22 protein-coding genes and 1 tRNA gene are annotated in these 25725 nt (G+C 61.7%); 8 read left to right on the forward strand and 15 right to left on the reverse strand.

The window, feature by feature from the left end; translation table 11 throughout:
* Positions 1-7 precede the first annotated feature (7 nt).
* Both V8J82_RS17300 and recA read right to left on the reverse strand, forming a co-directional pair.
* On the reverse strand, positions 8-1369 hold the full coding sequence (locus V8J82_RS17300) for a DUF3179 domain-containing protein (protein ID WP_339977018.1): 1362 nt from the start codon (positions 1367-1369) through the stop codon (positions 8-10).
* A gap of 120 nt (positions 1370-1489) precedes the next feature.
* Complete coding sequence (gene recA, locus V8J82_RS17305; RefSeq protein WP_339977020.1) at positions 1490-2560, reverse strand: recombinase RecA; 1071 nt, start codon at positions 2558-2560, stop codon at positions 1490-1492.
* Between the two features lie 217 nt (positions 2561-2777).
* Here recA and V8J82_RS17310 point away from each other — a divergent pair, with 217 nt between their 5' ends.
* Entirely contained in the window at positions 2778-3383 is a 606-nt protein-coding gene (locus V8J82_RS17310; protein WP_339977022.1) for a sulfotransferase family protein, read from the forward strand.
* Here the strand turns inward: V8J82_RS17310 and V8J82_RS17315 are convergent.
* From V8J82_RS17315 to V8J82_RS17340, 6 genes are all read right to left on the reverse strand, one after another.
* Positions 3380-5755 carry a hybrid sensor histidine kinase/response regulator gene (locus V8J82_RS17315; RefSeq protein ID WP_339977024.1) on the reverse strand — a complete coding sequence of 792 codons (2376 nt, stop codon included), beginning with the start codon at positions 5753-5755 and terminating at the stop codon, positions 3380-3382. The two genes, V8J82_RS17310 and V8J82_RS17315, sit on opposite strands and share 4 nt — an antisense overlap.
* 66 nt (positions 5756-5821) lie before the next feature.
* Positions 5822-6982 (reverse strand): RsmB/NOP family class I SAM-dependent RNA methyltransferase, encoded by a 1161-nt coding sequence (locus V8J82_RS17320; protein ID WP_339977026.1) that lies wholly within the window; start codon positions 6980-6982, stop codon positions 5822-5824.
* 36 nt (positions 6983-7018) lie between these two features.
* Positions 7019-8473, reverse strand: coding sequence for an IMP dehydrogenase (guaB, locus tag V8J82_RS17325; protein WP_339977028.1), 1455 nt, complete (start codon positions 8471-8473; stop codon positions 7019-7021).
* 254 nt (positions 8474-8727) lie between these two features.
* Positions 8728-9429 carry an RlmE family RNA methyltransferase gene (locus V8J82_RS17330; protein WP_339977030.1) on the reverse strand — a complete coding sequence of 234 codons (702 nt, stop codon included), beginning with the start codon at positions 9427-9429 and terminating at the stop codon, positions 8728-8730.
* Positions 9430-9448: 19 nt separating this feature from the next.
* Entirely contained in the window at positions 9449-10084 is a 636-nt protein-coding gene (locus tag V8J82_RS17335) for a pyridoxamine 5'-phosphate oxidase family protein (RefSeq protein ID WP_339977032.1), read from the reverse strand.
* Between the two features lie 9 nt (positions 10085-10093).
* Positions 10094-11269 (reverse strand): Ppx/GppA phosphatase family protein, encoded by a 1176-nt coding sequence (locus V8J82_RS17340; protein WP_339977034.1) that lies wholly within the window; start codon positions 11267-11269, stop codon positions 10094-10096.
* Positions 11270-11572: 303 nt separating this feature from the next.
* Here V8J82_RS17340 and V8J82_RS17345 point away from each other — a divergent pair, with 303 nt between their 5' ends.
* The 6 genes from V8J82_RS17345 (at position 11573) to V8J82_RS17370 (ending at position 18047) form a co-directional block, all read left to right on the forward strand.
* Entirely contained in the window at positions 11573-11884 is a 312-nt protein-coding gene (locus V8J82_RS17345) for a virulence factor (RefSeq protein ID WP_339977036.1), read from the forward strand.
* A 24-nt stretch (positions 11885-11908) separates the two neighbouring features.
* A complete protein-coding gene (locus V8J82_RS17350; RefSeq protein WP_339977038.1) occupies positions 11909-12844 on the forward strand; it encodes a methylenetetrahydrofolate reductase in 936 nt (311 codons plus the stop codon).
* A gap of 18 nt (positions 12845-12862) precedes the next feature.
* Positions 12863-13936 (forward strand): methyltetrahydrofolate cobalamin methyltransferase, encoded by a 1074-nt coding sequence (locus V8J82_RS17355; RefSeq protein WP_339977040.1) that lies wholly within the window; start codon positions 12863-12865, stop codon positions 13934-13936.
* 52 nt (positions 13937-13988) lie between these two features.
* A complete protein-coding gene (locus V8J82_RS17360; protein ID WP_339977042.1) occupies positions 13989-14672 on the forward strand; it encodes a hypothetical protein in 684 nt (227 codons plus the stop codon).
* Between the two features lie 87 nt (positions 14673-14759).
* Positions 14760-15920: a CaiB/BaiF CoA transferase family protein gene (locus tag V8J82_RS17365; protein ID WP_339977043.1), complete on the forward strand. Its 1161-nt coding sequence runs from the start codon at positions 14760-14762 to the stop codon at positions 15918-15920.
* Between the two features lie 90 nt (positions 15921-16010).
* Positions 16011-18047, forward strand: coding sequence for an ASKHA domain-containing protein (locus V8J82_RS17370; RefSeq protein ID WP_339977044.1), 2037 nt, complete (start codon positions 16011-16013; stop codon positions 18045-18047).
* Positions 18048-18061: 14 nt separating this feature from the next.
* Here the strand turns inward: V8J82_RS17370 and V8J82_RS17375 are convergent.
* From V8J82_RS17375 to gph, 3 genes are all read right to left on the reverse strand, one after another.
* Positions 18062-18135 (reverse strand) — tRNA-Gly (locus tag V8J82_RS17375).
* Between the two features lie 126 nt (positions 18136-18261).
* Entirely contained in the window at positions 18262-19038 is a 777-nt protein-coding gene (locus V8J82_RS17380; RefSeq protein WP_339977046.1) for a VPLPA-CTERM sorting domain-containing protein, read from the reverse strand.
* A 418-nt stretch (positions 19039-19456) separates the two neighbouring features.
* Positions 19457-20113, reverse strand: a complete 657-nt coding sequence (gene gph, locus V8J82_RS17385; RefSeq protein WP_339977048.1) for a phosphoglycolate phosphatase — start codon at positions 20111-20113, stop codon at positions 19457-19459.
* A 46-nt stretch (positions 20114-20159) separates the two neighbouring features.
* Between gph and V8J82_RS17390 the strand changes: the two genes are divergently transcribed.
* Positions 20160-20648 (forward strand): acyl-CoA thioesterase, encoded by a 489-nt coding sequence (locus V8J82_RS17390; protein ID WP_339977050.1) that lies wholly within the window; start codon positions 20160-20162, stop codon positions 20646-20648.
* A gap of 216 nt (positions 20649-20864) precedes the next feature.
* Here the strand turns inward: V8J82_RS17390 and pgi are convergent, their stop codons facing one another.
* From pgi to speB, 4 genes are all read right to left on the reverse strand, one after another.
* Positions 20865-22478 carry a glucose-6-phosphate isomerase gene (gene pgi, locus V8J82_RS17395; RefSeq protein ID WP_339977052.1) on the reverse strand — a complete coding sequence of 538 codons (1614 nt, stop codon included), beginning with the start codon at positions 22476-22478 and terminating at the stop codon, positions 20865-20867.
* Between the two features lie 5 nt (positions 22479-22483).
* Positions 22484-23155, reverse strand: a complete 672-nt coding sequence (gene pgl / locus V8J82_RS17400; protein WP_339977054.1) for a 6-phosphogluconolactonase — start codon at positions 23153-23155, stop codon at positions 22484-22486.
* Positions 23155-24603: a glucose-6-phosphate dehydrogenase gene (zwf, locus tag V8J82_RS17405; RefSeq protein WP_339977056.1), complete on the reverse strand. Its 1449-nt coding sequence runs from the start codon at positions 24601-24603 to the stop codon at positions 23155-23157. The genes pgl and zwf overlap by 1 nt, the downstream gene beginning before the upstream one ends.
* A gap of 126 nt (positions 24604-24729) precedes the next feature.
* Positions 24730-25686 (reverse strand): agmatinase, encoded by a 957-nt coding sequence (gene speB / locus V8J82_RS17410; protein ID WP_339977058.1) that lies wholly within the window; start codon positions 25684-25686, stop codon positions 24730-24732.
* Positions 25687-25725: the final 39 nt, after the last annotated feature.

Genomic DNA, 25725 nt, shown 5'->3' on the forward strand with positions numbered 1-25725 from the left:
CGCGAGATTATTCGCGCCAAAGATCGGCCTCGGACCCCAGATAGCCCTGCCAGGCGAACCAGTAGGAGATATGGCCCGCGACGCGCGGCGCCCGCCGTCCATCGGGGGCCACCAGCGCGTCTTCGGTCTGGGTCCAGGTAACACCATCTGCACTCAGATCCTGGCCGAATTCCAGATCCCCCCGGTCATAAGCACGCACGCTGCGCGACGCGGCGTCCCCGACCAGAACCAGATTGTGGAACCCGACCTGATCGTTGATGACGCGCCCGCCCTCGAAAGCCTCCAGCGGATAGGCCTTTGCGCCACCGGCGAGACGGACGCCGAAGACATAGCTTTTCTGGCGATGCTCGGTTTCATCGACCAGCGTGGGGAACATCAGATCGTCGGAGGCGAAGTAGTCGCGATAGACCACGCCCGGCCCGTAATCGCGGGCAAATCCGGTATTCACCGACAGAACCCGCGTATCGGGATTGTCGGCGCGCCACCGCGACCATTCGGTGATCACGACGGGGCGCTGCGCCAATTCGATACCGCTATCGACCAATGGGCCTGAGACGGGCTGGCCGGTGAATTGATTCCACAGCGAATCCGTCTGACGATCAAACATCAGCTTATTGGAACGATAGAGAAACCCCGAAGAGCCAAACACAAGCGGATCTTCGCGGCTGGGCAATTGCGTCTCGAACAGGATCCCGGCACCGCAAAGCGTGCAATAGGCCAGCGCGACCGGCACGCCGCCGATCACCTCATTGAACATCTCGTGCCACCCCATGATCCGAAGGGGATAAGCGCGCGTATCGCCGTTGATCGAGACGCCGAAGACGAGATCATCCTCCAGCAGATAGCTCGCCTCATCAGCGGTGATCAGGTCGGGATTGTCGAGCGACGGAATGCCATCAAGCACCACACCACCCCAGGTCAGCTCTTCAAAGCGAATCCGCATGGAATCGGGCGCAACATATTGCGGCAGCAGGAACCGTTCCCAGTTGGGATCGATGCGGAACAGCGTCTGCCGCTTGAACTCGTAGTAAACGAGGTGAGAGGCAATCTGCGGGTTCTGTTCCTGCCACAACATCCATTCGAACCATCCGGCGTGGTCGGCACCGGTCAGCGAGGCGAGCACGGAGTCGAACGCGCCCGGGTCACCGCGGGCAAAGCGTGAGGCAAAGATCAGTGACGTGGCCAGGCTCAGATCACTTTGGTTCCGGATCGCGGCGAGGTTTTCCAGCGTGGTGATCGGGTTGCGCGTCAGCAATCCGTTGAGATGCGCAAGGAGCGTGGATTCTTCCGCTTGGGCCAAAACGGCCTGCGGCCCCAAAGCCGTGGTTGCGGCAGTGGCGGATAAAAACGTGCGGCGTGTGATCGACATGAAAACCTCCCCAGAAGCGTGACCGGCGCCGCGATGGCGCCGGATCTTGCCAGGAAGCTTGCAGATTTTTTGCCGCCGCGCGGTCACGACCCGGTGACATGACCGGATCGTGAGATCGGGTCAGGCGTCGTCGACAATGTCTTCGTCGTCGCGCTCCATCTCAAAATCCAGGCCATGGGCGGCGCGGATCTTGTCTTCGATTTGATAAGCGATGTCGGCGTGTTCTTTCAGGAAGGTCTTCGCGTTCTCACGCCCCTGCCCGATCCGCTCATCGCCGTAGCTGAACCAGGACCCGGATTTTTCCACCACACCGGCCTTCACGCCCAGATCGAGCAATTCGCCGGTTTTGGAGATGCCTTCGCCATACATAATGTCGAATTCCACCTGCTTGAACGGCGGCGCAACCTTGTTCTTCACGACCTTCACCCGGGTGGCGTTACCGACCACTTCGTCACGGTCCTTCAAAGCGCCGATACGGCGGATATCGAGCCGCACGGAAGAATAGAATTTCAACGCATTGCCGCCGGTTGTGGTTTCAGGCGAGCCGAACATGACACCGATCTTCATGCGGATCTGGTTGATGAAGATTACCATGCAACCGCTGCGGTTGATGGAGCCGGTCAGCTTGCGCATCGCCTGGCTCATCAGGCGCGCATGGACGCCGACGGAGCTGTCGCCCATATCGCCCTCAAGTTCGGACTTTGGGGTCAAGGCGGCCACGGAATCGACCACGACCAGGTTCACCGCGCCCGAGCGCACCAGCGTATCGACGATTTCAAGCGCCTGTTCGCCGGTATCGGGCTGCGAGATCAGCAGCTCATCAAGATTTACGCCAAGCTTCTTGGCATATTGCGGGTCAAGCGCGTGTTCGGCGTCGACAAAGGCACAGACACCGCCTTTTTTCTGTTCTTCAGCCACAGCATGGAGGGTCAGCGTCGTCTTACCCGAGCTTTCTGGCCCGTAAATTTCAATGATCCGCCCCTTCGGCAGGCCACCAATGCCCAAAGCGATATCGAGCCCCAGCGAGCCGGTCGAAGTCGACTCGATCTCTTGAACAGCGTTTTCGCCGCCCAACTTCATGATCGACCCTTTGCCGAACTGCCGTTCGATTTGGGCCAATGCGCTGTCGAGCGCCTTTTGTTTGTCTGCGGATTTGCGATCTGTCATGTCGAGAAGGTTCGCCGTTGCCATGGATTTGGCTCCTTATGTCATGCCGCGGGGCGTGGCGGCAATGGGGCCGGTATAGGGAACGAAACCCTGTCCGGCATGCTCATGTTCACCTCTTGTTCTGCAGTCGGGTTAGCAAACAAAACGAGAACAATTCAAGTTAAATCTGATCCATTGCGATAATTCTCCGTAAGGCGTTAACAATCGGTTACGCGTTTGCGGAAAAGATGAAGGGTCGGCCATGTTGGTGTTCAAAGAAGCCTGTTTGGTCCTGCTCGCAGTGCCAAAAACCGGGACAACCGCGCTGGAGACTGCGCTGAACCAACATGCCGATATTGCGATTATGGATCCGCCCGAACACAAGCATTGCTCGGTGCGGGTTTACAATCACGAGGTGCGCGACTTTTTCGAAACGGATCAAGGCCCTGCGATGGAATTGGCCGCCGTCATCCGTGAGCCTGTTGACTGGCTGCGCAGTTGGCACCGCTACCGCGCGCGTCCTGAATTGTTTGGAACACCAGTTTCGACGCAACATGTCACGTTCGATGCCTTTGTTGAGGGATGGTTGGATGACAACCAACCGGATTTCGCCCAGATCGGGCGACAATCGCGTTTCGTGGATTGGTCAGAGGGTCGAACAGGGGTGGACCATTTGTTCCGCTACGACCGGATAGACGAGTTGATGGCATTTCTGGGCGCGCGATTGGGTCAAGAAATCTCACTGCCGATGCGAAACGTGTCGCCCGACCGACACCAGCCGCTCAGTAGCCCTGTCTTGGATCGGATGCGCGCGGACGCCGAGGAGGAATTTTTGCTGTGGGATCATGTGGTTCGCATCTGTTCTTAATGCGATTCAAGCTGTGCGCGCACGGTCTCGGTCAGATCCACCAATGAGAAAGGTTTGGGCAAGAAGGCTGAACCCGGAATGCCAATCTTTCCCTCTTCGAACGCATCTTCGGCATAGCCTGACACGAAGACCACTTTGGTGCTCGGGCGGTCCGCCAGCGCTTCGCGCACCCAAGTTGGCCCATCCATGCCCGGCATCACGACATCGGTCACAAACAGATCAACCGCAACACTGGCATCAGACAGAGTGTCCAAAGCTTCCTCGGCACTGCCAGCCTCAAGCACGGTATACCCCTTCAAACGCAATGCGCGCGAGGCAAAGGCGCGCACAGGGGCTTCGTCCTCCACCAGAAGAACCACGCCCGGGGTTGCATCCTCGTCTTCTGCCGCCTCGGCCGGGTCCGATACCGGCGCCATCGGCTCTGCGGGCGGCGCAGCCAACTCATCTTCGCTCACGTCATGGGCGGGGATATAGATGGTAAATGTGGTTCCCTCGCCCACCACGCTGTCGACGAAAATGTAGCCGCCGGTTTGTTTGATGATGCCGTAAGCCATCGACAGGCCAAGGCCCGTTCCCTCACCGGTGCGTTTGGTGGTGAAGAACGGCTCGAAAATGCGGTTGATCTTGTCGGGCGGGATGCCGTGGCCGTGATCCTCCACTTCGATCGTGACGTATTGCCCCGGCGGGACCACCGCCTGATCGCGCTGCATGGGCTCTGCCAGACGCACCATCTTGGTTTCCAACTTGATCTCACCACCGTTCGGCATCGCATCGCGCGCATTCACGACCAGGTTCATGATCACCTGATCCAATTGCCGCCGGTCGGCACGGATCGGTTGCAGCCCGGGATCATTTGCAAGCGTCAGGCGGATACGCTCTCCGACAAGACGGTTCAGCAGATGGGTCAACTCACCGACCGTATCGCGCAGATCGATGACCTCGGGCTCCAATGTTTGTTTGCGCGAAAAGGCCAGCAACTGGCCCACCAAACTGGCTGCCCGGTTGGCGTTTTGGTTGATTTGAACCAGATCCGCATAATCCGGCGCACCCTGATCGTGGCGCAGCAGCAGCAGGTCACAATGGCCTGTGATGGCCGTCAGCAGGTTGTTGAAGTCATGGGCAACGCCCCCGGCAAGTTCGCCAATTGCCTGCATCTTCTGGCTCTGGACGAATTGCTGTTCCAGCGTTTTCAACTCGGTTGCATCGTGCAGAACCGCCACCAGCGACGGCCCCGCCCCGTCAAGGATCCGGCTGAGCGAGATTTGAAGAAATGTCTCATCCTTGCGCAATTTAGCCCGCGCCACTTCGGCCCGATGGGGAACGCGCTCGGCCAGCGTGTCGGCGACCCAATCGTTGACCGAGCGACCGAGATTCTCGACAAAACGCGACAGAGGCCCGGTCGTATCCGCGTCAATGCCCAGCAGTTTCTGGGCATGGGCGTTGGAGGCCAAGACCTCTCCATCATGGCCGATATGCAGCAGCGCCACGGGCAATGTCTCGAAAGCGCGCGCATTCACCGAGGCCGCCGACGGCTCGGCCATTCCGGGCACGGCATAAATCTCGCGTCGACCATCCCGCGAAGAGACAATGATCGGAACAACTTCGACCGGCCCGTCAGCCCCAGCCAAGCTGGTACGCCGCCCGGCCACCAAGGGTTGGTTGGGAAACACGTCGTCCAGCACGGTCGCACGGCGCCCGAGCACATCGCGCATCGCGGCATTCATCGACAGGATGGTATCGTTGTGGCTGGCGACCATCATCGGCAATCCGATCCATTCGCCGGTGCGCAGATGACCATCACCGATATCGTCCAGGCGCCACAACACGCCGCCGAAGAGGCGCTGCGCTGACAAACGCACGGTGCCGCGCGGCGTCACAATCACCTCATGGGCAGAGGCTCGCTGCGCCAAGGCAGTTTCGTGGCGGAAGACAACCGCCGATGCGTTGGGCAGCACCCCTGCCACAGCGCGCGGCACCGACATGCCCGCGCGTTGGCCGAACCGGCGTTCGGCGGCCTGGTTTTGCAGTACGATCAGCCCGGTATCGTCGGTGCAAAAACTCGGCGCCGGGTCATGTTCGATCAGGGAAAATGCAGATCGAAAACTGGCCCGTTTGCGGCCCAAGCGCCATACATCACGCGCGGCCACCAGCGCCGCGGCCCCAAAACATCCGCCCGCGGCCGCATAAAGCCCCAGACGCACCACGTCATTGGGCGCAAACCAAGACGCCAAACCCGCCACGCCGCCCAAGACCAGCAGCAAAACGGATTGGAGAAACGGTTTCCCCTCACGTGTATCGGCAACACTGCGTTCAGCAGCCTCAACACTCAATGCCCCAACACCTCCTTCAGTGCGGATGCCAAACCAAAGCATCCGTTTTCCCCTAGGTGGCACCATATAGGTTAAATTAACCTTAAGACTGTTGGAATTTACGATTTGTTAAACACGAGAGAGCGTCGCGCTGAAAAACCCATCGGACGCAGTTAGCATGGTATCGCAGTGCTGGGCCATCCGGCGCCATTCGGGATGGGCGGCCAGAAACGCGTCGACTTGATCTTCGTTTTCAACGTGAAACAATGAGCATGTCATGTAGATCAGCATCCCATCCGCAGCGACCAACTCCGCCGCCTTGGCTAAAATATCCGCCTGTAACGCAACAAGCTCGTCAAGCCGATCCGCGGTCAGGCGCCATTTCGCTTCGGGATCGCGCCGCCACGTACCGCTGCCCGAACACGGCGCGTCCACCAAAACCGCGTCGTATGGGACCTCTTGCATCACGTCATCGGGCGCAATTGTTGTAATCGCAACCCCCGCTCGTGCTGCCCTAGGCGCCAGATCAGCCATACGTTTCACATTGATATCATGGGCAAAAATCACCGCTTCGCTATGATCCGCCAAAGCCAGCGCCTTGCCGCCGCCGCCCGCGCAGTAATCCAGGATGCGCCCCTGCTTTGGCCAATCGACACGCGCCATCGCCGCTTGCACGGATAGGTCTTGAGGCTCCACCAACCCATTTGCATAAGCTGCAGTCTGGCGCATTCGACGCGGATTCTCGGTCACCTCAAGCGCGGTGACCAGGGTCGGATGAGGACGGGTCGCGACCCCCTCGGCGATCAGGCTCTCTGCCGCCTCCGCGCATGTTGCACGACGCAAATTCACACGTAACCAAAGAGGCGCGCGCTCGGCAAAAGAGGCTGCCAAAGCCTGCACATCTGAAGGCGCGCGTGCAGCGAGTTTTGGCCGGAGCCAATTGGGAATATCAGCCATGGCATCCGGCGGGTCGACAGACATGTCCCGTTCGGATGTGGTTAACGCGGCCGGCGCATGGCCTTCACCGTTAAACACGTTTTCGGGCGCAATCCCCTGCAACTTGAGCAATCCAAGGATGACACCTCGCCCGGTCCCGGACCCGCCCAGAGCGCGGCATCGCCCGAGGCATCGCACCGCATCGAACACATGATCGCGCACCGCCGCGCGATCTTTCGACCCGGCATAGCGTGAGCCACGTGCCCAATGGGTCAGCGCCTGTTCTAGCGGGCGGCCCACAATCCACTGATCAAGCACCTCGATCGCGGCAGCATAGCGCGCGGCGGGTGTCATCGCAGAACACCACTTGAAGGTCGCGCCATAACGCTTTTACCCAGCGCGATAATTTGGACTCTCTCGCGTGATCTGAACGTCATGGACATGGCTTTCCTTGAGGCCAGACCCCGTGATCCGAACGAACTGGCAGCCGGTGCGCATCTGATCGACGGTGCCGCAACCGGTATAGCCCATCGCGGCCCGCAAACCGCCGATCAACTGGTGGATCACCGTACCAGCCGAACCCTTATAGGGCACCTGACCTTCGATCCCCTCGGGCACAAGCTTGTCGCTGGCCGCATCCTTTTGAAAATAGCGATCCGCCGATCCGCGCGCCATGGCGCCGAGGGATCCCATGCCGCGATAGCTTTTGTAGCTACGCCCCTGGAACAGGATCACCTCGCCGGGGCTCTCATCGGTGCCCGCGATCATCGAGCCGACCATGGCGCAGTGGGCCCCCGCCGCGATGGCCTTGGCAAAATCGCCCGAAAACTTGATGCCGCCATCGGCGATCACGGGCGTGCCTGACGCCACCGCGGCCTCTGCGCAATCGGAAATCGCTGTGAGTTGTGGCACACCGACACCGGCCACGATCCGTGTCGTGCAGATCGAGCCCGGCCCAATCCCCACTTTCACCGCATCGGCGCCCGCATCGATCAACGCGCGTGTCGCCTCACCCGTTGCCACATTGCCAGCCACGACTTGCACTTCATTCGAGAGGCTTTTCACACGCTCGACCGCACGCGCCACGCCTTCGGAATGGCCATGGGCTGTGTCGATCACAATCAAATCGCAGCCCGCATCGACCAGCGCCTCGGACCGCTCAAAGCCCGCATCACCCACCGTTGTGGCCGCCGCCACACGCAGGCGCCCCAAGGGATCTTTGCAGGCCTGCGGGTTGAGAACCGCCTGCTCGGTATCCTTTAGGGTCAACAACCCCGTCAAGGCGCCCTGCCCGTCGGTCACCAAGAGCTTTTCGATCCGCCGCGCCTTCATCAGGGAAATCGCCTCGTCGCGATCCGCGGGTTCACGCAGGACCGCCAGATCCTTCGCCGTCATCATCACCCGCACCGGCGTGGTATCATCTTCGGCAAACCGCATGTCACGGTTCGTCACAATGCCCAGGACTCGGCGACGGTCATCGATGACCGGAAAACCCGAAAAACCATAGCGCTCGGTCAGCGCCCTGGCATCGGCGAGCGTCTGATCCGCGGTGAGGGTCACGGGGTTGTAGACGATCCCGCTTTCGAAGCGTTTCACGCGCCGCACTTCGCGGGCTTGCGTCTCGATATCGAGATTGCGGTGAATGACGCCCATGCCCCCGGCCTGGGCCATGGCAATCGCCATGCGTGCCTCGGTCACGGTATCCATCGCGGAACTGAGCAGCGGGATGTTCAGCGCGATGGTCTTGGTCACCTGGGTGCGGGTATCGGCATCCGATGGCAGGACCGAGCTTTCGCCCGGCACCAGAAGAACATCATCAAAGGTAAGGGCCTCGCGAATCTCCATCAGCGCTCTCCTGAATGGGCATGTCGGTTGGCACGTCCCTATCCCATGGGGTGAGCAGAGGAGCAAGGACGAAATGTTGTGCGAGGCGGTGCGGGAGGGTTTGCGCCGCCTCCGGCGTCGCCGGGGGCAAATTTTTGAGAAAAATTTGCCATGGAGATTTGGATCGGGTCGGCACAAGCGGCGGATGTCGAGGGGGCGCCGCCCCCGCCTTCGGCCCCCCGGAGTTTTTGGCCAAGATGAGAAGGGCTGCCGGATTAGCCTTTGAAACCCGTGGCGACGACGAATTTCTCGGAACTGTCCTGACGCGAAGCGCCGGGTTTGACATTGGCGACCTTTTTGAAGCGTTGTTTGAGGGTTTGTTGCAATGTCCCCTCGGCGCCGCCGGCCAGAACCTTGGCCACGAATGTGCCGCCAGGTTCAAGGACGTCGAAAGCAAGCTCGGCGGCGGCTTCGCAGAGCGCGATGATGCGCAAATGGTCGGTTTGTTTGTGGCCCGAGGCGCTCGCGGCCATGTCACTCATCACGACATCTGCCGGGCCGCCGAGCCATGCCTTCACCTTGTCATCGGCGCCATCCTCCATAAAGTCGAGTTGATGGAGTTCGCAGCCCGCAATCGGCTCCATCTCTTGCAGATCCAACCCGATGATGCGCCCGATGGCCTTGCCGCTTTTCTCACCCAGCGCATTCACGCGCCGGGCGGCCACCTGGCACCAGCCGCCCGGCGCACAACCCAGATCAACGACGCGCGCACCGGGCACCAGAAAGCGGTATTTGTCGTCCAATTCCAGGATCTTGAACGCCGCGCGTCCGCGATAGCCTTCGCGCTTGGCGCGGGCCACATAGGGATCGTTTAGCTGCCGTTCCAGCCACCGGGTGGAGCTTAGCTTGCGCCCCCTTGCGGTTTTCACCTTGACCTTCAGGTCCCGCTGGCCGCGCCCGCTTGTATTCTTTGCCATTTCGGGCCCTCACGCGGCGCTATTCGTCATAGAGCCGGTTTTCATCATTATGCTTCAGCCGCTTCTCGACATCTGCAAGCGGAACGTCAAGCTGACCGTGGTCGTGAATGGCGGCGGCATATGTGGGCAAAGCCTCCACGGAACTGGCCAGGTCCGGCGACCACAGACCGGATCGGATGATTGCCTTGCCGCAATGATAGAATGCCTCTTCCACATGCACCACCACGGCAAAATCCGGGACCCGGCCCTTGATCGCCATCCGCTCACGCAGCGGCAAATCCCGCGCGATCTGGGCGGAGCCGTTCACGCGCACGACCTCATTTCGGTTCGGCACCAGGAAGACAAGACCGATCCGCCCGGTCTGCAGGATGTTGCGGAACCCGAAGAAGAGATGATTTCCGGGACGATCCGGAATCGCAAGTGTCTTGTCATCGATCACTTTCACAAAGCCAGCCGGATCGCCCTTGGGCGAGGCATCGACGCGACCGTTGGAGTCGACCGTCGACATCACGACAAATGGTGAATGCGCGATCCAAGCCCGGCAATGGTGATCGATATGATCAATCACCTTGTGGCGTTGCGCGATATGAATCCCATCGACAACGGCGCGGATCTCGGCCTCGCTATGGACCGGATCGGTGACTTCGTAGGTCATGCGGCATCCTCAATACGGCCCGTCCTCCAGCACCCCGTCCCGGCTCATCTGCGCATAGAGCAGACCTTCGCGCAGGCCGCGATCGGCCACGCTCAATCGATCCGTCGGCCAAGCGCGCAGCAGCGCCTGCAGGATCGCGGCGCCGGACATGATCAACGTCTGCCGGTCGCGACCGATCCGCGGATCGCGGCGGCGGCCCTCGGGCCCAAGCGACAGGTAGCCCTGGATCACCGTGTCGATCTGGTCGGAGGTCATGCGCAACCCATCGACCTTGTTGCGGTCATAGCGCCGCAAACCCAGATGCGAAGCGGCGACGGTGGTCACGGTTCCCGATGTCCCGATGATCTGGAACCCTTCCCGTGTCTGCTCGGCGGCATCCATATAGGGCGAAAACTCGGCAAGCTGTTCTTCAAAGAACCATGACATCAATGCAAAGCGCGCGCCGTCATCGGCCACATCGTTATACATATCCTTCAGCGTCGCCACGCCCAACGGGATGGAAATCCAATCCACCACCTTGGCGCGAGGAAACACATCATCGGCATTGTCGAAGCCGTGATGCAGCCGCATGATCGCCCGGGGCCGTTCCAGCTTGGGCACACGGCTGAGGTCGATCCAGACCAGTTCGGTCGAGCCACCGCCAATATCCACCACCAGCAATTGCTCGGTCCGGGTCGAGACCAGGGGCGCGCAGGAGACAACGGCCAGCCGCGCCTCTTCCTCGGGCTGGATGATTTCCAGCTCCAGCGAGGTTTCACGCTTCACCAAAGCGATGAAATCGCGCGCATTCGTGGCGCGCCGACAGGCTTCGGTCGCCACCAAGCGTGCGCGTTCCACGCGATGTTTGCTGAGCTTTTTCTGACAGATCTTCAGCGCGCCCACCGCGCGTGCCATCGAAGCCCGGCCCAATCGGCTGGACGCTTCCAGGCCCTGGCCCAATTGCACGCTTTTGGAAAAGCTGTCGACCACATGCAATTGGCTGCCCTTGGGCTGCGCAATCAGCATCCGGCAGGAATTCGTGCCCAGATCCAGCGCCGCATAAAGATCGTCGGGATCAGGGCCTTGCTTGGGTTTGGCCACTGCCCGCCGCTCGATCGGGGGGCGAGCGCCCGGCTCTGCCTTCGGGGCCACCGGCGCCACCGGACGGGGAAATGGTCCGTCGCTATGGGGGGGCTTGGGCGCCATCTGGCTTGCACCTTTCGAAGCTGAGCGTGACCTGCACAACCGTAACGCGGTTGTTCAGCCAAAACAATAGATTGCACCGGCTCAGCCCGACGGCGCGCAAAGCCGCCTCAAGATGATGATGAAGGATTTGGGTCTGCAGCGGCGTGGCCAAACGCCCCCACAGCACGATATCGTGACGCTGGCAGGTCGCTTTGACAGCGCGGCATGTCGAAAACAGAACCGGCGCCGCCCCTATGCGGCCCTATTCTGCCCAGAAGCCAAGCGCCCGAATCCATCGTGCGCCAACGAATGACGGAGATGCCCATGGCCGCGATCACCCATGTGTACTGGCGCGATATCCCTGCCCAGGTGATCATCGGCAAAGGGCGCAGCGGGGCAAAAGCGCCCCTGCCTGAGCGGTTCGAACAAGCCATCGACCGCGTCGCCATGAAGGTGGGCGCCAAGGATGACGACGCCTATCTCGCCGAATGGCGCCGCGTGGTTGTGGGGGAGGTTGAGGGCGATCTGAAAGAGGCAGCCGCCGCCGAGGCCGCAGCCCTGGATGCCGCCTATGATGCCACGCGCCTGAAGGCGCTGATCGATGCCGAGGGGCGTGACCCTTCGAAAGCCGCCTGACCCTTGAGCCTTTGGGAGACATTCATGTCGCTTCTGTCCTTCCGCAAACCAGCGCCCAACCCATCGGGCACGCCCACCGGACTTGAGGCCCTGCTTGAGGGGTATTCGATCGAGGTGATGCCGCGCACCGCCGAGAAGGTCGCAGATTTCCGGGCCCTGCTGCCCGCCGGTACGCGGGTCTATATCGCCCATATCGACGGCACCGAGATCAACGACATGGTGGCGACTGCCGCACGCCTGCGGGCCGAAGGGTTCGAGCCGATGCCGCATTTCCCGGCCCGTTCGATCCCCGATCAAGCCACTTTGGCAGACTGGATCGCCCGCTATCAGGGCGAGGCCGATGTCACCCAAGGCCTGGTCTTGGCCGGTGGCATTAACACGCCGCGCGGCACGTTCAACAGCTCCATGCAATTGCTGGAGACGGGGCTGTTCGACAAGGCGGGGTTCACCCGGCTGCATGTGGCGGGCCATCCCGAGGGCAATCGCGATATCGATCCCGATGGCAGCGACAAAGGCGTGATGGACGCCCTGCGCTGGAAACAGGCCTTTGCAGAGCGTAGCGATGCGCAGATGGCGCTGGCCACGCAATTCCTGTTCGACGCCAAGACCGCCATCACCTGGGCCGAACGCCTGAAAGCCGAAGGCATCGACCTGCCGATCCATCTGGGTATCGCGGGGCCTGCCAAGCTGCAAACGCTGATCAAATTTGCCATCACCTGCGGGGTTGGCGCCTCTCTGTCAGTCCTGCAGAAACGCGCCAAGGACGTCACGAAACTGTTGGTGCCGTTCGAGCCCGATGCCATCCTGACCGATCTGGCCGCCCACAAAGCCGCCACGCCCGACAGCTTGATCGAAAGCATTCATTTCTTCCCGCTTGGCGGCATCAAGACGAATGCCAAATGGGCGATTGCCAATGGCGGAGCCTCCACCGTGCCTGCCAATCCCGACGCCGACATCTAATCAACAGAAAGCAGGCCAATGACGCGCACTGTCATCGAGTCGAAGACCAAAACCACCGTGATCGGCTTTGACGAGCCCTTTTGTGTCATCGGCGAACGGATCAACCCCACGGGCCGTAAGATCCTCAACGAAGAGCTCGAGCGCGGCGATTTCAGCCGTGTGCAGGCCGATGCCCTGGCGCAGGTCGCCGCGGGCGCCACGGTGCTGGACGTGAATTCGGGCGCGGTCTTCTCCAACAAGATGGCCGAGGACCCGCGCTACGCCGACAACAACTTTGTCGAGCCAACGCTGATGAAGCAGCTGGTCGAAACCGTGCAAGAGGTCACCGATTGCCCGCTTTGCATCGACTCGTCGGTGCCCGGCGCGCTGGAAAACGGCCTCGCTGCCGCCGAAGGCCGCCCGCTTTTGAACTCCGTGACCGGTGAGGAAGAGCGGCTGGAACTGGTTCTGCCGCTGGTTGCAAAATACAATGTGCCGGTTGTGGCGATCTCGAACGACGATACCGGCATTTCCGAAGACCCGGATGTGCGCTTTGCCGTGGCCAAGAAAATCGTCGAACGCGCCGCCGATCACGGCATCCCCGCCCATGATATCGTGGTGGATCCGCTGGTGATGCCGATTGGCGCCATGGCCACCGCTGGCCACCAGGTCTTCACGCTGGTACGGCGGTTGCGCGAGGAATTGGGCGTGAACACGACCTGCGGCGCGTCGAATATCTCCTTCGGGCTGCCCAACCGCCACGGCATCAACAACGCCTTCCTGCCCATGGCCTTTGGCGCGGGCATGACCAGCGCGATCATGAACCCGGTCGCTCTGCCCATCGGCCCCAAGAAAATCGCCGAGAAGAAGGCCGCCGTGGAAGCCGCCGGTGTGATCTTGCCGCCAGATATGGACGACGAAGCCTTCGTGAAACTGTTTGGCATGGGGTCGACCAAACCGCGCCCTGGCAAAGAGATGGAGGCTATTCGCGCCGCGAATTTCCTTCTGAATCATGACGATGGCGGCGGGGCCTGGATCAATTTCAACAAGGATCCCGATGCCGCCCCCCAAGGCGGCCGTGCCGGTGGGCGCAGGCGCCGTCGCTCGGCCTGATTGACCGGCGGGCAGGCGCACGCCAGAGTGTTCCCCGGGGATGGGGACACATATGTCAGACGAACGACCGGCGAAACGCGCCCTTGGGGGTGCGATCTGGCGCAGCGCCCTGCGTTTGGCCGTGATTGGCGCCTGCGTTTTTGCGGCGCATCTGGTGTTCGATGCGGCCCTGGCCCTGACCGAGCGACTGCCCGAAGCCAGCCGCGGGCCGATGCAGACCGGGGTCATGGTGCTGGCGCTGACGCTCTATGCGGCTTTGATCGCGATCCCCTTCGTGCCGGGGATCGAGGTGGGCCTGGCGCTGATGGTGTTGCGCGGTGCCTCGATTGCGCCTGCAGTCTACTTCGCTACCCTCCTTGGCCTGGGGCTGGCATTTTTGGTGGGCCGGTTCATGCCCGACATTGTCCTCGTGCGCTTGCTGCGGGATCTGAGATTGCGACGTGCCGCCGATTTATGCGCGCAATTCTCCGCCCTGGCCCCGGCGCATCGCCAGGAATGGCTGGCGGCGCGTCTGCCGACTTGGCTGGCCATGCCGCTGGTGCGGCACCGCTATCTCAGCCTCGCCGTGCTGCTGAACGTGCCCGGCAATGCCTTGCTGGGCGGCGGCGGGGGGCTTTTGCTGGTGGCCGGTCTCAGCCGGATGTTCTCTCCGCAGGGCACGCTGCTGACCGTGGCACTGGCGGTTCTGCCGGTGCCGTTCTGGATCTGGTGGTTTGGGCTCGGCTTCCTGTCGTAAAACCGTCACGACGGGCTTGATACAGATCAGCGCAGAGCGTGCCGCGATGCGCTTCCTTTAGCCCGATAGCAATGAGCGGAGCCTTCGATGACAGCCCCCCTGCACGGTGTGACGATCCTGGACCTGACCCATGTTTTGGCGGGGCCATTTTGTTCCCAGACCCTCAGCGCGCTCGGCGCCGAGGTGATCAAGGTCGAACGGCCTGGCATCGGTGACGATACGCGCGCCTTCCCACCCTTTCGCGACGGTGAAAGCGCCTATTTTGACGGGCTGAACCATGGCAAGCGCTCCATTGCATTGGACCTGAAGGCCCCGGAGGATCGCGAGATCTTTGACCGCCTTTTGGCCCGCGCAGATGTGCTGTTGGAAAACTATCGCCCCGGCGTGATGGCGCGGTTGGGCTATGGCTGGGATGATCTCCATGCCCGGTTCCCGCGACTGATCTACGGCGCGGTGTCGGGCTACGGCCAGACCGGGCCCGATGCGTTGAAACCCGCCTATGACATGGTCGTGCAGGCGCGCGGCGGTGTCATGTCGATCACTGGTGAGGCCGGGCGTGAACCGGTACGCGTCGGCGCCTCAATCGGCGATATCGTCGCCGGCATGTTTCTGACACAGGGCCTTCTGGCCGCGCTTTATGCCCGTGAAACCAGCGGCTTGGGGCAGCTTGTTGATGTCGCCATGCTGGATGCCCAGCTTGCCATCGTTGAACATGCCGTGGCCACCGTGGCGGCAGGCTACCCGACGCCGGGACCCAATGGCGCGCGCCATCCCTCCATCACCCCGTTCGAGACGTTCCATGCCTCGGATGGTCTGTTTGTGATCGCCGCGGGGAATGACGCGCTCTTTTCGCGGCTTTGTGACGTGCTGGGCGAACCCGGTTGGGCAAGTGACCCGCGCTTTGCGACCAATCCGGCGCGGTGCGAAAACGCGCGCTTGTTGAAACGGATGATCGAGCTGGTGACGCTGCATCGGCCCGCCGCCCATTGGATCGGCCTGCTGGAAGGCGCGGGTGTGCCGACTGGCCCGATCCAGAGCGTCGCCGATGCGATGCAAGATCCACAGATCCTGGCGCGCAACATGGTGATCGACGTGCAAGGGCGCCCCGGTCAGGATCCGCTGAAAGCGGCCGGAAATCCGATTAAAATGTCCGATCTGATTGATCCTGACACACGGCCCCCAGCGCCTGCGCTCGACGGGGATCGCGCAGCGATTTTGGCCTGGCTCGAAGGCGGCGACCTGCCCTGACGTTTCTGTACCGCGCAGGGGCGTGTTTCGGCTTTTCGCTGGCGGTCAATCGGCTAGGTTACCAGACAAATCCCGATTGGACCCACAGTCATGACCGACCAAGACCCCCTGGTGATTTTTACCCCGTCCGGTAAACGCGGGCGCTTTGCGATTGGCACGCCAATTCTGACCGCGGCGCGGCAATTGGGGGTGGATCTGGACAGCGTTTGCGGCGGGCGCGGGATCTGCTCGAAATGTCAGGTCGCGCCGGGCGTGGGCGATTTTCCAAAACACGGCGTCACCGTTGCCGAGGATGCGTTGAGTCCCTGGAACGAGGTCGAGGCGCGGTATGACCGCGTGCGTGGGTTGAAAAAGGGGCGGCGCCTGGGCTGCCAGGCCACGGTGCAGGGCGATGTGGTGGTCGATGTGCCGCCCGAAAGCCAGGTGCACCGACAAGTGGTGCGCAAAGCCGCCTCCACCCGGCCGATCACGATGGACCCGGCGACCCGGCTGGTCATGGTGGAGGTGGCGGAACCGGACATGCACGTGCCGTCGGGGGATCTGGAACGGGTGCAAGACGCGCTGGCCGCGCAATGGGAGATCTATGGCGCACGGGCGTCCTTACCCGTTCTCACACGTCTGCAACCGGCCTTGCGCAAGGGAAATTGGCAGGTCTCCGTCGCGGTTCATGCTGGCGCGGAGACGCCCGAAATCCTGGGCGTCTGGCCCGGCCTGCATGATGGCGGCCTCTATGGGTTGGCCGTCGATCTGGGCTCTACGACGATTGCAGCGCATCTCTGTGATCTGACCGATGGCCACGTGCTGGCCTCGTCGGGTCTGATGAACCCGCAGATCCGGTTCGGCGAAGACCTGATGAGCCGCGTCAGCTATGCGATGATGAACCCCGGCGGCGATGCCGAAATGACCACGGCGGTGCAAGCCGCATTGAACGATCTGGCGCTGGAACTGGCCAAAGAGGCGGAAATCGACCCGGCGCTGATCTTCGAGACGGTGATTGTCTGCAACCCGGTCATGCATCACCTGCTGCTGGGCATAGATCCGGTGGAGCTGGGACAGGCGCCCTTTGCGCTGGCCACATCCGGCGCCGTGACCTTGCGCGCCGCGGAACTGGGCCTGACCGGGATCGCGCCGACGGCACAAACCTACCTGTTGCCTTGTATCGCGGGCCATGTGGGCGCCGATGCCGCCGCCGTCGCCTTGTCGGAGGAGCCGAATGTTTCCAACGACTTGGCGCTGATCGTTGATGTGGGCACCAATGCCGAAATCCTGCTGGGCGACAGGAGCGGCGTGCTGGCCTGCTCCTCTCCCACAGGTCCCGCCTTTGAGGGCGCGCAGATCAGCTCAGGCCAACGCGCCGCGCCCGGCGCGATCGAGCGGATCGAGATCGACCCAGCAACCAAAGAGCCGCGGTTTCGGATCATCGGCTGCGATCTGTGGTCCGACGATCCCGCCTTTCCGACCGATACCCAGATCACCGGAATTTGCGGCTCCGGCATCATCGAGGCGGTGGCGGAGATGCGGATGGCGGGTCTGTTGGACGCGTCGGGCCTGATCGGTTCGGCCCAGGCAACGGGAACGCCCCGGTGCGAGCCCACGGGCCGCACCCACGCCTATCTGATCCACGATGGCAGCGCCTCGGGCGGACCGCGCATCACCGTGACCCAAGGTGACATTCGCGCGATCCAACTGGCGAAATCTGCGCTCTATGCCGGTGCGCGCCTGCTGATGGATCAGCGCGGCGTCGATCGTGTGGACCGAGTCGTCCTGGCCGGGGCTTTCGGCGCCCATATCAGCCCAAAACACGCGATGGTGCTGGGGATGATCCCCGATGTGCCGCTCGACAAGGTGCAAAGTGCAGGCAATGCGGCGGGCCATGGCGCGCGGATTGCATTGTGCAATCGCGCCGCACGCACCAAGATCGAGCGTATCGTGGGTGAGATCCACAAAGTCGAGACGGCCATCGAGCCGAAGTTCCAAGAGCATTTTGTAAGTGCCAATGCCATTCCCCATGCCACCGATCCGTTCCCGGAACTTTCGAAAATCGCGCCCCTACCTACCATTGCCTTCGGTGCCAGTGGCGCAGCGCCTGGCGAAGGCGGAAACCGACGCCGTCGACGTCGCGGCTAATAGGGATCGGAGGGTGGAGCGGGTAACGAGAATCGAACTCGTAACTTAAGCTTGGGAAGCTCGCGTGATACCTTTTCACCATACCCGCGCTCTGGAGCGTTGGGATAGCTCTGTCGGCCGCGTGCGTCAAGCAGGCCAGCCTTACGGTAGCGCAGCAAAAAACCCCGACGCCAAGTGGACGCCGGGGGCCAAGCTTTTGATCACCTGCGTACGCTTAGACGTTTGCGCGGCGGCGCAGAAGCGCCATGCCACCCAACCCGGCCAGCAACATCCACGCAGCGGCAGGCAGCGGCACCGGAGCGACAGTGATCGCGGCGCCGTCGAAGGTGAACCCATCGTTGATGCGCGAATTGCTCAGCGTAATTGTGGCCGACGACACCAGCGCACCCAAATCCACGACAAACAATTGCTCATTGTTATTGCCCAAATTGGAGAACGAGGCCGAGGCCGTCCCGGTGTCGACCGTCAGTGTCGCTTTGTTGTCAGCCGCGTCACGCAGCGCAAAGACAAGCTGGTTGAACAAACCGCCACCTGCAAGCTCTGCCACCCAGGACAGCCCGAGCGTGTCGTTGGAATTCAGCGCATACTGCCCCGGTTCGGGCAAAATATTCCCCTGACCGTTCAAGGCAGGGTCGAATTGCAGCGCGATGTTGTCGCAATTGCCCAAGCCACCGCTGAGCGAGCGGCAGGTCGAGCCTGTTCCGACACCCGGATTTGCGATGGTCGAAAACGACCCAACCGAAGATGAAACGATCGTGTCGTTGATCTCGCCGAAGGTCCGGTTCAGACCATCGGTGCTGACCTGACCACCATCGCGAAACCCGGCAGGGGTCAACAAGGTGCTGGCATCTTCGAAATCTTCAATCGCGAGGGCATTCGCCGTCGCGTCGTTAAAAGCGGCAAACGAGAATTCCTGAATGGAAATCGGTGTTGCCTGTGCTGCCGTTGCGGCGACGATGCCGAACGCAGTGCCGATAAGCGTCTTTTTCATTAATCATCCCCAAAAATCGTAATAGTTACCAATTTGCGGTAAAGTCTTGGCATTCCTCGGTCAATACTAGGGCGAGAGTGTGAACACCGTGTTGACGGACAAGCAACAGCGCAATAGTGCGAGACACTTGGTGAACGAGCCGCGCATCAAAGGGCCTGATCGCGCGCGCAAGAGACATCGTTCAGAGAGAAACTTAATCTAGACGTAAAATATGTATGCCTTTTCAAGGCTCTACAAAATCTGCCCCAGACCTGAAACGCCCCGACAAGCGATAGATGCGACGGCGCATAAAGGTTGCAAATCAATCAGACACCGGACTTGCCCGACCGGGTGCCACACTGCTGGGAAAAGATCGCGGCTTTTCCCATTTCGCCAATCACGCGCGACAGGGGGCGCGATCATATCGCTTTCAACGCGATCAAACGCTCAGCAATGCTGGGTCCTCCGCGATCAACCCCGGCAAGCGCGCCCAATCATCGAAACGGATCACATGGGTCAATTGATCCAAAGGAGTGCTGCGGTAACCCTCCGTATAAAGCGCGAAAGGAACACCAGCGCGCTCTGCGGTCTTCACATCTATCTCGCTATCGCCAACATAAAGACAGGGGCCCGCGCCAAGCTGCGCGAAGACCGCACGCAACGGCGCGGGGTCAGGCTTGCGCTGCGGCAGGCTATCGCCCCCGAACACAGTCGCGAAAGGGGCGGCCAAATCCAGATGAGCCAACACTGCACGGGTCGCGGCGATGGGTTTGTTGGTGCAGATGCCCAAGACATGGCCCGCCGCCGCCAAATCGGCCAGCGTGTCGCGCACGCCCTCGAAAACAATCGTCTGGTGCACCGCGCTCTGATACGCCTCAAGAAAGCGAGCGATCAGTTCCTCGCGCCCCTCGGTCAATCCGCGCGCGCGCATCATCCGGTCGACAAAAATCGGCACACCCGACCCGACGAAGCTGCGCGTCTCTGACAAGCTCAAGGGCGCGGCGTCGGTCACCTCCAAGGCGAAATTTGCGGAAAACTGAATGTCGGGTGCGCTGTCGATCAACGTTCCATCCAAATCGAAGACAATCCGTGCCATCCAGCACCCCCTTGTTTTCACCGTATAATCCGGCCATCAGATGTGTATGGATTTGCCCTATCACACGCCCCTTCCCGCCGACAGACTGCGCGCCTGTGGCATTCCCGCACCGTGGCGCTTTGGCCTGGCCGACCGCGTGCGGTTCGGTGAGCTGGACGCGCTGGGTCATGTGAACCACACCGCCTATCTGCGCTGGTTCGAAAGCTTTCGGCTGCCGTTTCTGAAGGCGCGCGGGGTGACGGATTACGGGCCAAACGCGCCACGGCTGGTGCTGAAACAGGTCACCTGCACCTACGAGGTCGAGATGGGGCTGGGCCTGGATTACGTGGTGACGGGCCGCGTCAGCCGCTTTCGCACCACCTCCTTCACGATGGACTTCGCCGTGTGGCTGCCCGGAAAGCCCGCCAAACGCACAGCCCATGGCGGCTGCATTGTCGTGTTGCTGAACCGAGAGGGCGCCGGTCGTTTCCCGATCCCGCAAATCGGGCGCGCCGCCTTCCTGGCAGAGGACGGCGCCGAGGCCGAGACGCCGTGACACTAAGCCGAAGGTAAGGATTCCCTGACTGCCACACCCGGCAGAGCACCGGTATACATGTGTCATTCAATGCCAATTCGGCGAGAATGCGATAGTCAGTGTACCGAGTATCTAAGTCGCGTATCCGAGATTTCAGCACGATCCCCGTGGCCAATTATGGCCACTCCATTTTCCCCGAGATGCGATCCAAGACATGCGACGGCCGCGCGGAACTTCTCAGATACCGCCCGACGCTCTCACCGCCGCAACAAGAGCACGTGTCGACGAATCCTTACCCGTGCCATCCTCAGCCCCGGTCAGAACCGGCTCCAAGGCCAGTGCGAGTTCCTTGCCCAATTCTACACCCCATTGGTCAAAGGAATTGAGACCCAGGATCACACCCTCGACGAACACCCGATGCTCGTAGAGCGCGATGATCTGGCCCAGGCGATAGGGCGTCAGTTGATCATAGAGCAGCGTCGTAGAGGGCCGGTTGCCCGGGAAGACCCGATGCGCGGCCTGGCGCTCCAACTCAGCGCCCTCAAGCCCTTTCTCGGCCAGCAGCGCCCGCGCGGTGTCAAGCGACCGGCCCCGCATCAAAGCCTCGGATTGCGCCAGGCAATTTGCGACCAGCAGACGGTGGTGATGGGTGAGCTCGGGCTCATGCCCCTTCGCGGCGACCATGAATTCACACGGGATCACGCGCGTGCCCTGGTGGATGAGCTGGTAGAAGGCGTGCTGACCATTCGTACCCGCCTCACCCCAGACCACAGGCCCGGAATGCTGCGCCAGATCACTGCCATCCATCGCCACGCGCTTGCCGTTGCTCTCCATCTCAAGCTGCTGCAGATAGGCGGGCAAGCGGTTGAGCCGTTGGTCATAGGGCAGTACCGCGCGGGTCGCGTGGCCCTGCACCTGATTGTGCCAGATCCCGACCAAGGCCAGCAAAACGGGCAAATTGTCGGCCAGGTCCGCCTCTTGGAAATGGCGATCCATCGCGTGCCCCCCGTCGAGGAAGGCGGTGAAATCCGCACCGCCAATCGCGATCATCAGGCCCAGGCCAATCGGACCCCAAAGCGAATAGCGCCCGCCAACCCAATCCTCAAACCCAAACACGCGCTCAGGCGGGATACCGAATTCCCCCGCCTTCGCCGTTGCCGAACTGAGCGCGACGAATTGCCTGGAGGGATCGTCGACCTCGCGGGCCATCCAGTTGCGCGCAGTCTGCGCATTGGTCATGGTTTCGATCGTGGTGAAGGTCTTGGACGCCACGATCACCATTGTTGTCTTTGGATCAAGACCTTGCAGCGTGTCGTTGATGTGGGCGCCATCCACGTTCGACACATAGTGCAGGCGTGGACCATCGTGAAAAGGCGCCAAGGCCAATGTGGCCATGACCGGGCCCAGATCAGACCCGCCGATGCCGATATTCACCACATCCTTATAGGCGCCCCCCGCCCCCGCGAAGCTGCCATCGCGCACGGCCTCGGCGAAATCCAGGCAGCGCGCGTGCGTGGCCAGAACCTCGGGCATCACATCCGCGCCCTCAACCGAGATCGGCCCGGATGGGGCGCGCAAGGCGGTGTGCAGAACCGCACGCCCCTCGGTCTCATTGATCTTCTCGCCCGAGAACATCGCGGCACGGCGTGCCTCGACCCGGGTCGAGCGGGCAAGCTCCAGCAGCAATGACATCGCGCCCGCATCCAGATGCGTCTTGGAGTAATCGAACAGCAAGCCGTCGGCGCGACAGGAATAGGCCTCAGCCCGCCCCGCATCCTCAAACAGGTCTAAAATCGCACGCCCCGATTTCGCAGCCCAATGGGACCGCAGATCCGCCCAGATATCACCCATGTCTCTTACTCCGCCCAATGAACCGTGGCGCCCTGCAACACCGCGCGCACCGGCGCCTGTTCGGGCATCAGGCTTTGCGCCCGTTCCAACGCGGCGCGCTTGTCGTCGCCGGTGATAACGATGTGTTTGTTCATCGCGTCGTTTAACACACGCGCGGTCAGGGTGACCCGCGGCTCGCCTGCGCCATCGGCCCGCATCGGCATCAGGATCGGGGCATCGCCCGCAAGCGCGGCCTCAAGATTATCAGCGCCGGGGAACAGGCTGGCCGTATGCATATCTGCCCCCATTCCCAGCAGCAAAACCGAGATCGGCAGATGCCCGTCAAACCCAGTGCCGAGTGTCTCCAGCGCCTCTTCGGGCGTATCGGTAGGCTGGTAAAGCGGGATCAGCTGCGCGGCTGCCGCCTGCCCCACCAAAAGCCGTTTGCGCAGCATCGCGGTGTTGGAGCGCGGGCTGTCTTCATCCACCCAGCGTTCATCATTCAGACATACTGCCACCCGATCCCAGTCGAGTGCCTGCTCGCTTAACACATCGAAAATCGGCCCCGGCGTGGTGCCACCCGGCACACATAGCGTGGCACTGTCGTGGCGGCGCAGGCAATCAGCCAATTCGCCGGTCAGGCGATTGGCCAAGCTCAGCATCATCATGTCGCGATCGGGGTATTCAACGATGTTCATCATGCAATCTCCCGCCAGCGGCGCCCATCGCGATGCATCAGCATCAGCGCTTCTTCGGGGCCGGAGCTTCCGGCCTCGTAGGTCACCGGTTTGTCGTTGCGATCCCGCCATCCCGCGATGATCGGATCGGTCCAGGCCCAGGCGGCTTCCACCTCGTCCCCACGCATGAACAAGGTCTGGTTGCCGCGGATCACATCCATGATCAACCGTTCATACGCATCGGGCACGTTTTCGGCGTCAGGCCCCAAGGCTTCGGCAAATGTCATATCCAAGGGCACATCCACCAGACGCATGCCGCCCGGTCCCGGTTCCTTGATCGTCACGCGCAGATCGATGCCCTCATCAGGCTGCAGCCGGATCGAAAGCACATTGGCACGCCGCCCGGCATCCTCGTCAAAAATCGAGTGGGGCGTTTCCTTGAAATGCACCACAATTTCCGACGCCCGCGCCTTCAACCGCTTTCCGGTGCGCAGGTAGAACGGTGTGCCATGCCAGCGCCAATTGGCGATGTGCAGCTTGATGGCGATATAGCTTTCGGTGCGGCTATCGGACGCTTCCGCATCCTCCAGATAGGAGGCGCCTTTCGCCCCATTGTACTGACCGCGCACGATATCGGCGGGGGCGACCGGATCCAAAGCGCGGATCACCTTGAGCTTTTCGTCGCGCACCGCGTCGGGCTCAAACCGGTTGGGCGGCTCCATCGCGGTCAGACACAGCAATTGCATAAGGTGGTTTTGCACCATATCCCGCATGGCACCGGATTTATCGTAATAGGCCCCGCGCCCGCCCACACCCACCTCTTCGGCGACCGTGATCTGTACGTGATCGACATATTGTGCGTTCCAAAGCGGCTCGAACAGGACATTTCCGAAGCGCACCGCCATCAGGTTCTGCACGGTCTCTTTGCCCAGATAATGGTCGATCCGATAGATCTGCGTTTCGTCGAAATGGGCCGCAAGCGTCGCGTTCAAGGCCTGGGCCGAGCCCAGATCGCGCCCAAACGGCTTTTCCACCACGATCCGCGCATCCTCACGCGCAATGCCATGGGTGTGCAGCCGCTCGGCCAGCGCACCGAAGAGGCTAGGTGCCACCGAGAAATAGAAGGCCTGCGGGACGTCATCGCGCATCTTGCCCTTCAACTCCGACCAACCGCCATCGCCCATCGCATCGATCGGCAGATAATCCAGATGGTCGAGAAACGCCTCCATCGCCGGATCGCCCTGCTCGGACGGGCGCAGGAATTCGGCGAATGCCTCGCGCACGCTCTGGCGATAGGCATCGGCGTCCTGATCCTTGCGCGCGGCTCCGATGATCCGGGCATCTTCCGGCATTTGGCCATCGCGGAACCGCCGAAACAGCGCCGGAAGGATCTTGCGCCGGGCCAGATCGCCGGTGCCCCCGAAAATCACAAGGTCGAAAGGATCAACCGGGATAACGCGTGAGACCATGGGATATCCTTCTTGTCGGGCCGTCTGCCGTCGGCGCGTATCTGATTTTCGTTAGCGCTAACGGCGCCTGTCTACCCCAAAGCTACGACGAATGTCTAACAAAACCCGACCGCCCTGCACCAGCGATCACGGCTGCATCGCACAGAGCAGTTCGAACATGATTGACGCGCCGAGCCAAGCGGTGATCCCACCATTGTCGAAGGGCGGCGAAACCTCGACCAGATCGGCCCCAATAATATCGAGCCCGCGCAAAGCTCGAACGCAACTGATCGCCTCGAACGCGGTCGGACCACCCACCTCGGGCGTGCCGGTGCCCGGCGCATAGGCCGGGTCGATGAAGTCGATATCAAAGCTCACATAAGTCGGCGCCTGCCCTACAACCGCGCGCGCATGGGCCATCACAGCAGGCCATCCCATCGACATGCATTCCTCGATCGGCAGGATCGTCACACCATTTTCATGCCCGTAATCGAAATCCGACGTGTTGTAGGATGTGCCGCGCATCCCGGCCATCACCGTCCGGGTCGGGTCGATGCAGCCCTCCTCAATCGCTTGGCGAAACGGGTTGCCATGGGTCAGCGTCTTGCCGCCGAAATACGGAGGGTACAGATCGGTATGGCTGTCCAAAAGCACCAGACCAAACGCCTCTCCCCGCGCGGCCCGCAATTCGCGCAAAACCGTCAGCGTGCAAAGGTGATCGCCACCCACCATGAAGGGTCGGATCCCCTGCCCCAAAACACCCGCGATAAACGCCTGCGCATCCCGCAATGCCTCATCCTGATCCACCGGGCTCATCGCGACATCGCCCAGATCGGCAATATGCGCCGCGGCAAAGGGTGTCTGCCCGGTCGCGCGGTTCATCTCACGGATCATCGTCGAGGCATCGCGCAAAGCCCGCGGCCCGTGCCGCGCACCGGGCCGATTCGACGTCGCACCATCCCAGGGTAGCCCAAAGATTCCGATATCCACCTCCGCGCGGCGCGGATGATCAGCGGCCAAATAGGGCAATCGCATAAAGCTCGGCACCCCCGCATAGCGCGGCAGGTCAGTGCCCGAGGGCGGCTGAAAAAACGGATCGGACATCGGCAAGCTCCCTCGACACCCGGCAGGCTAGCGGCCCCC

Source organism: Gymnodinialimonas mytili, assembly GCF_037544085.1.
Classification (GTDB): Bacteria; Pseudomonadota; Alphaproteobacteria; order Rhodobacterales; family Rhodobacteraceae; genus Gymnodinialimonas; species Gymnodinialimonas mytili.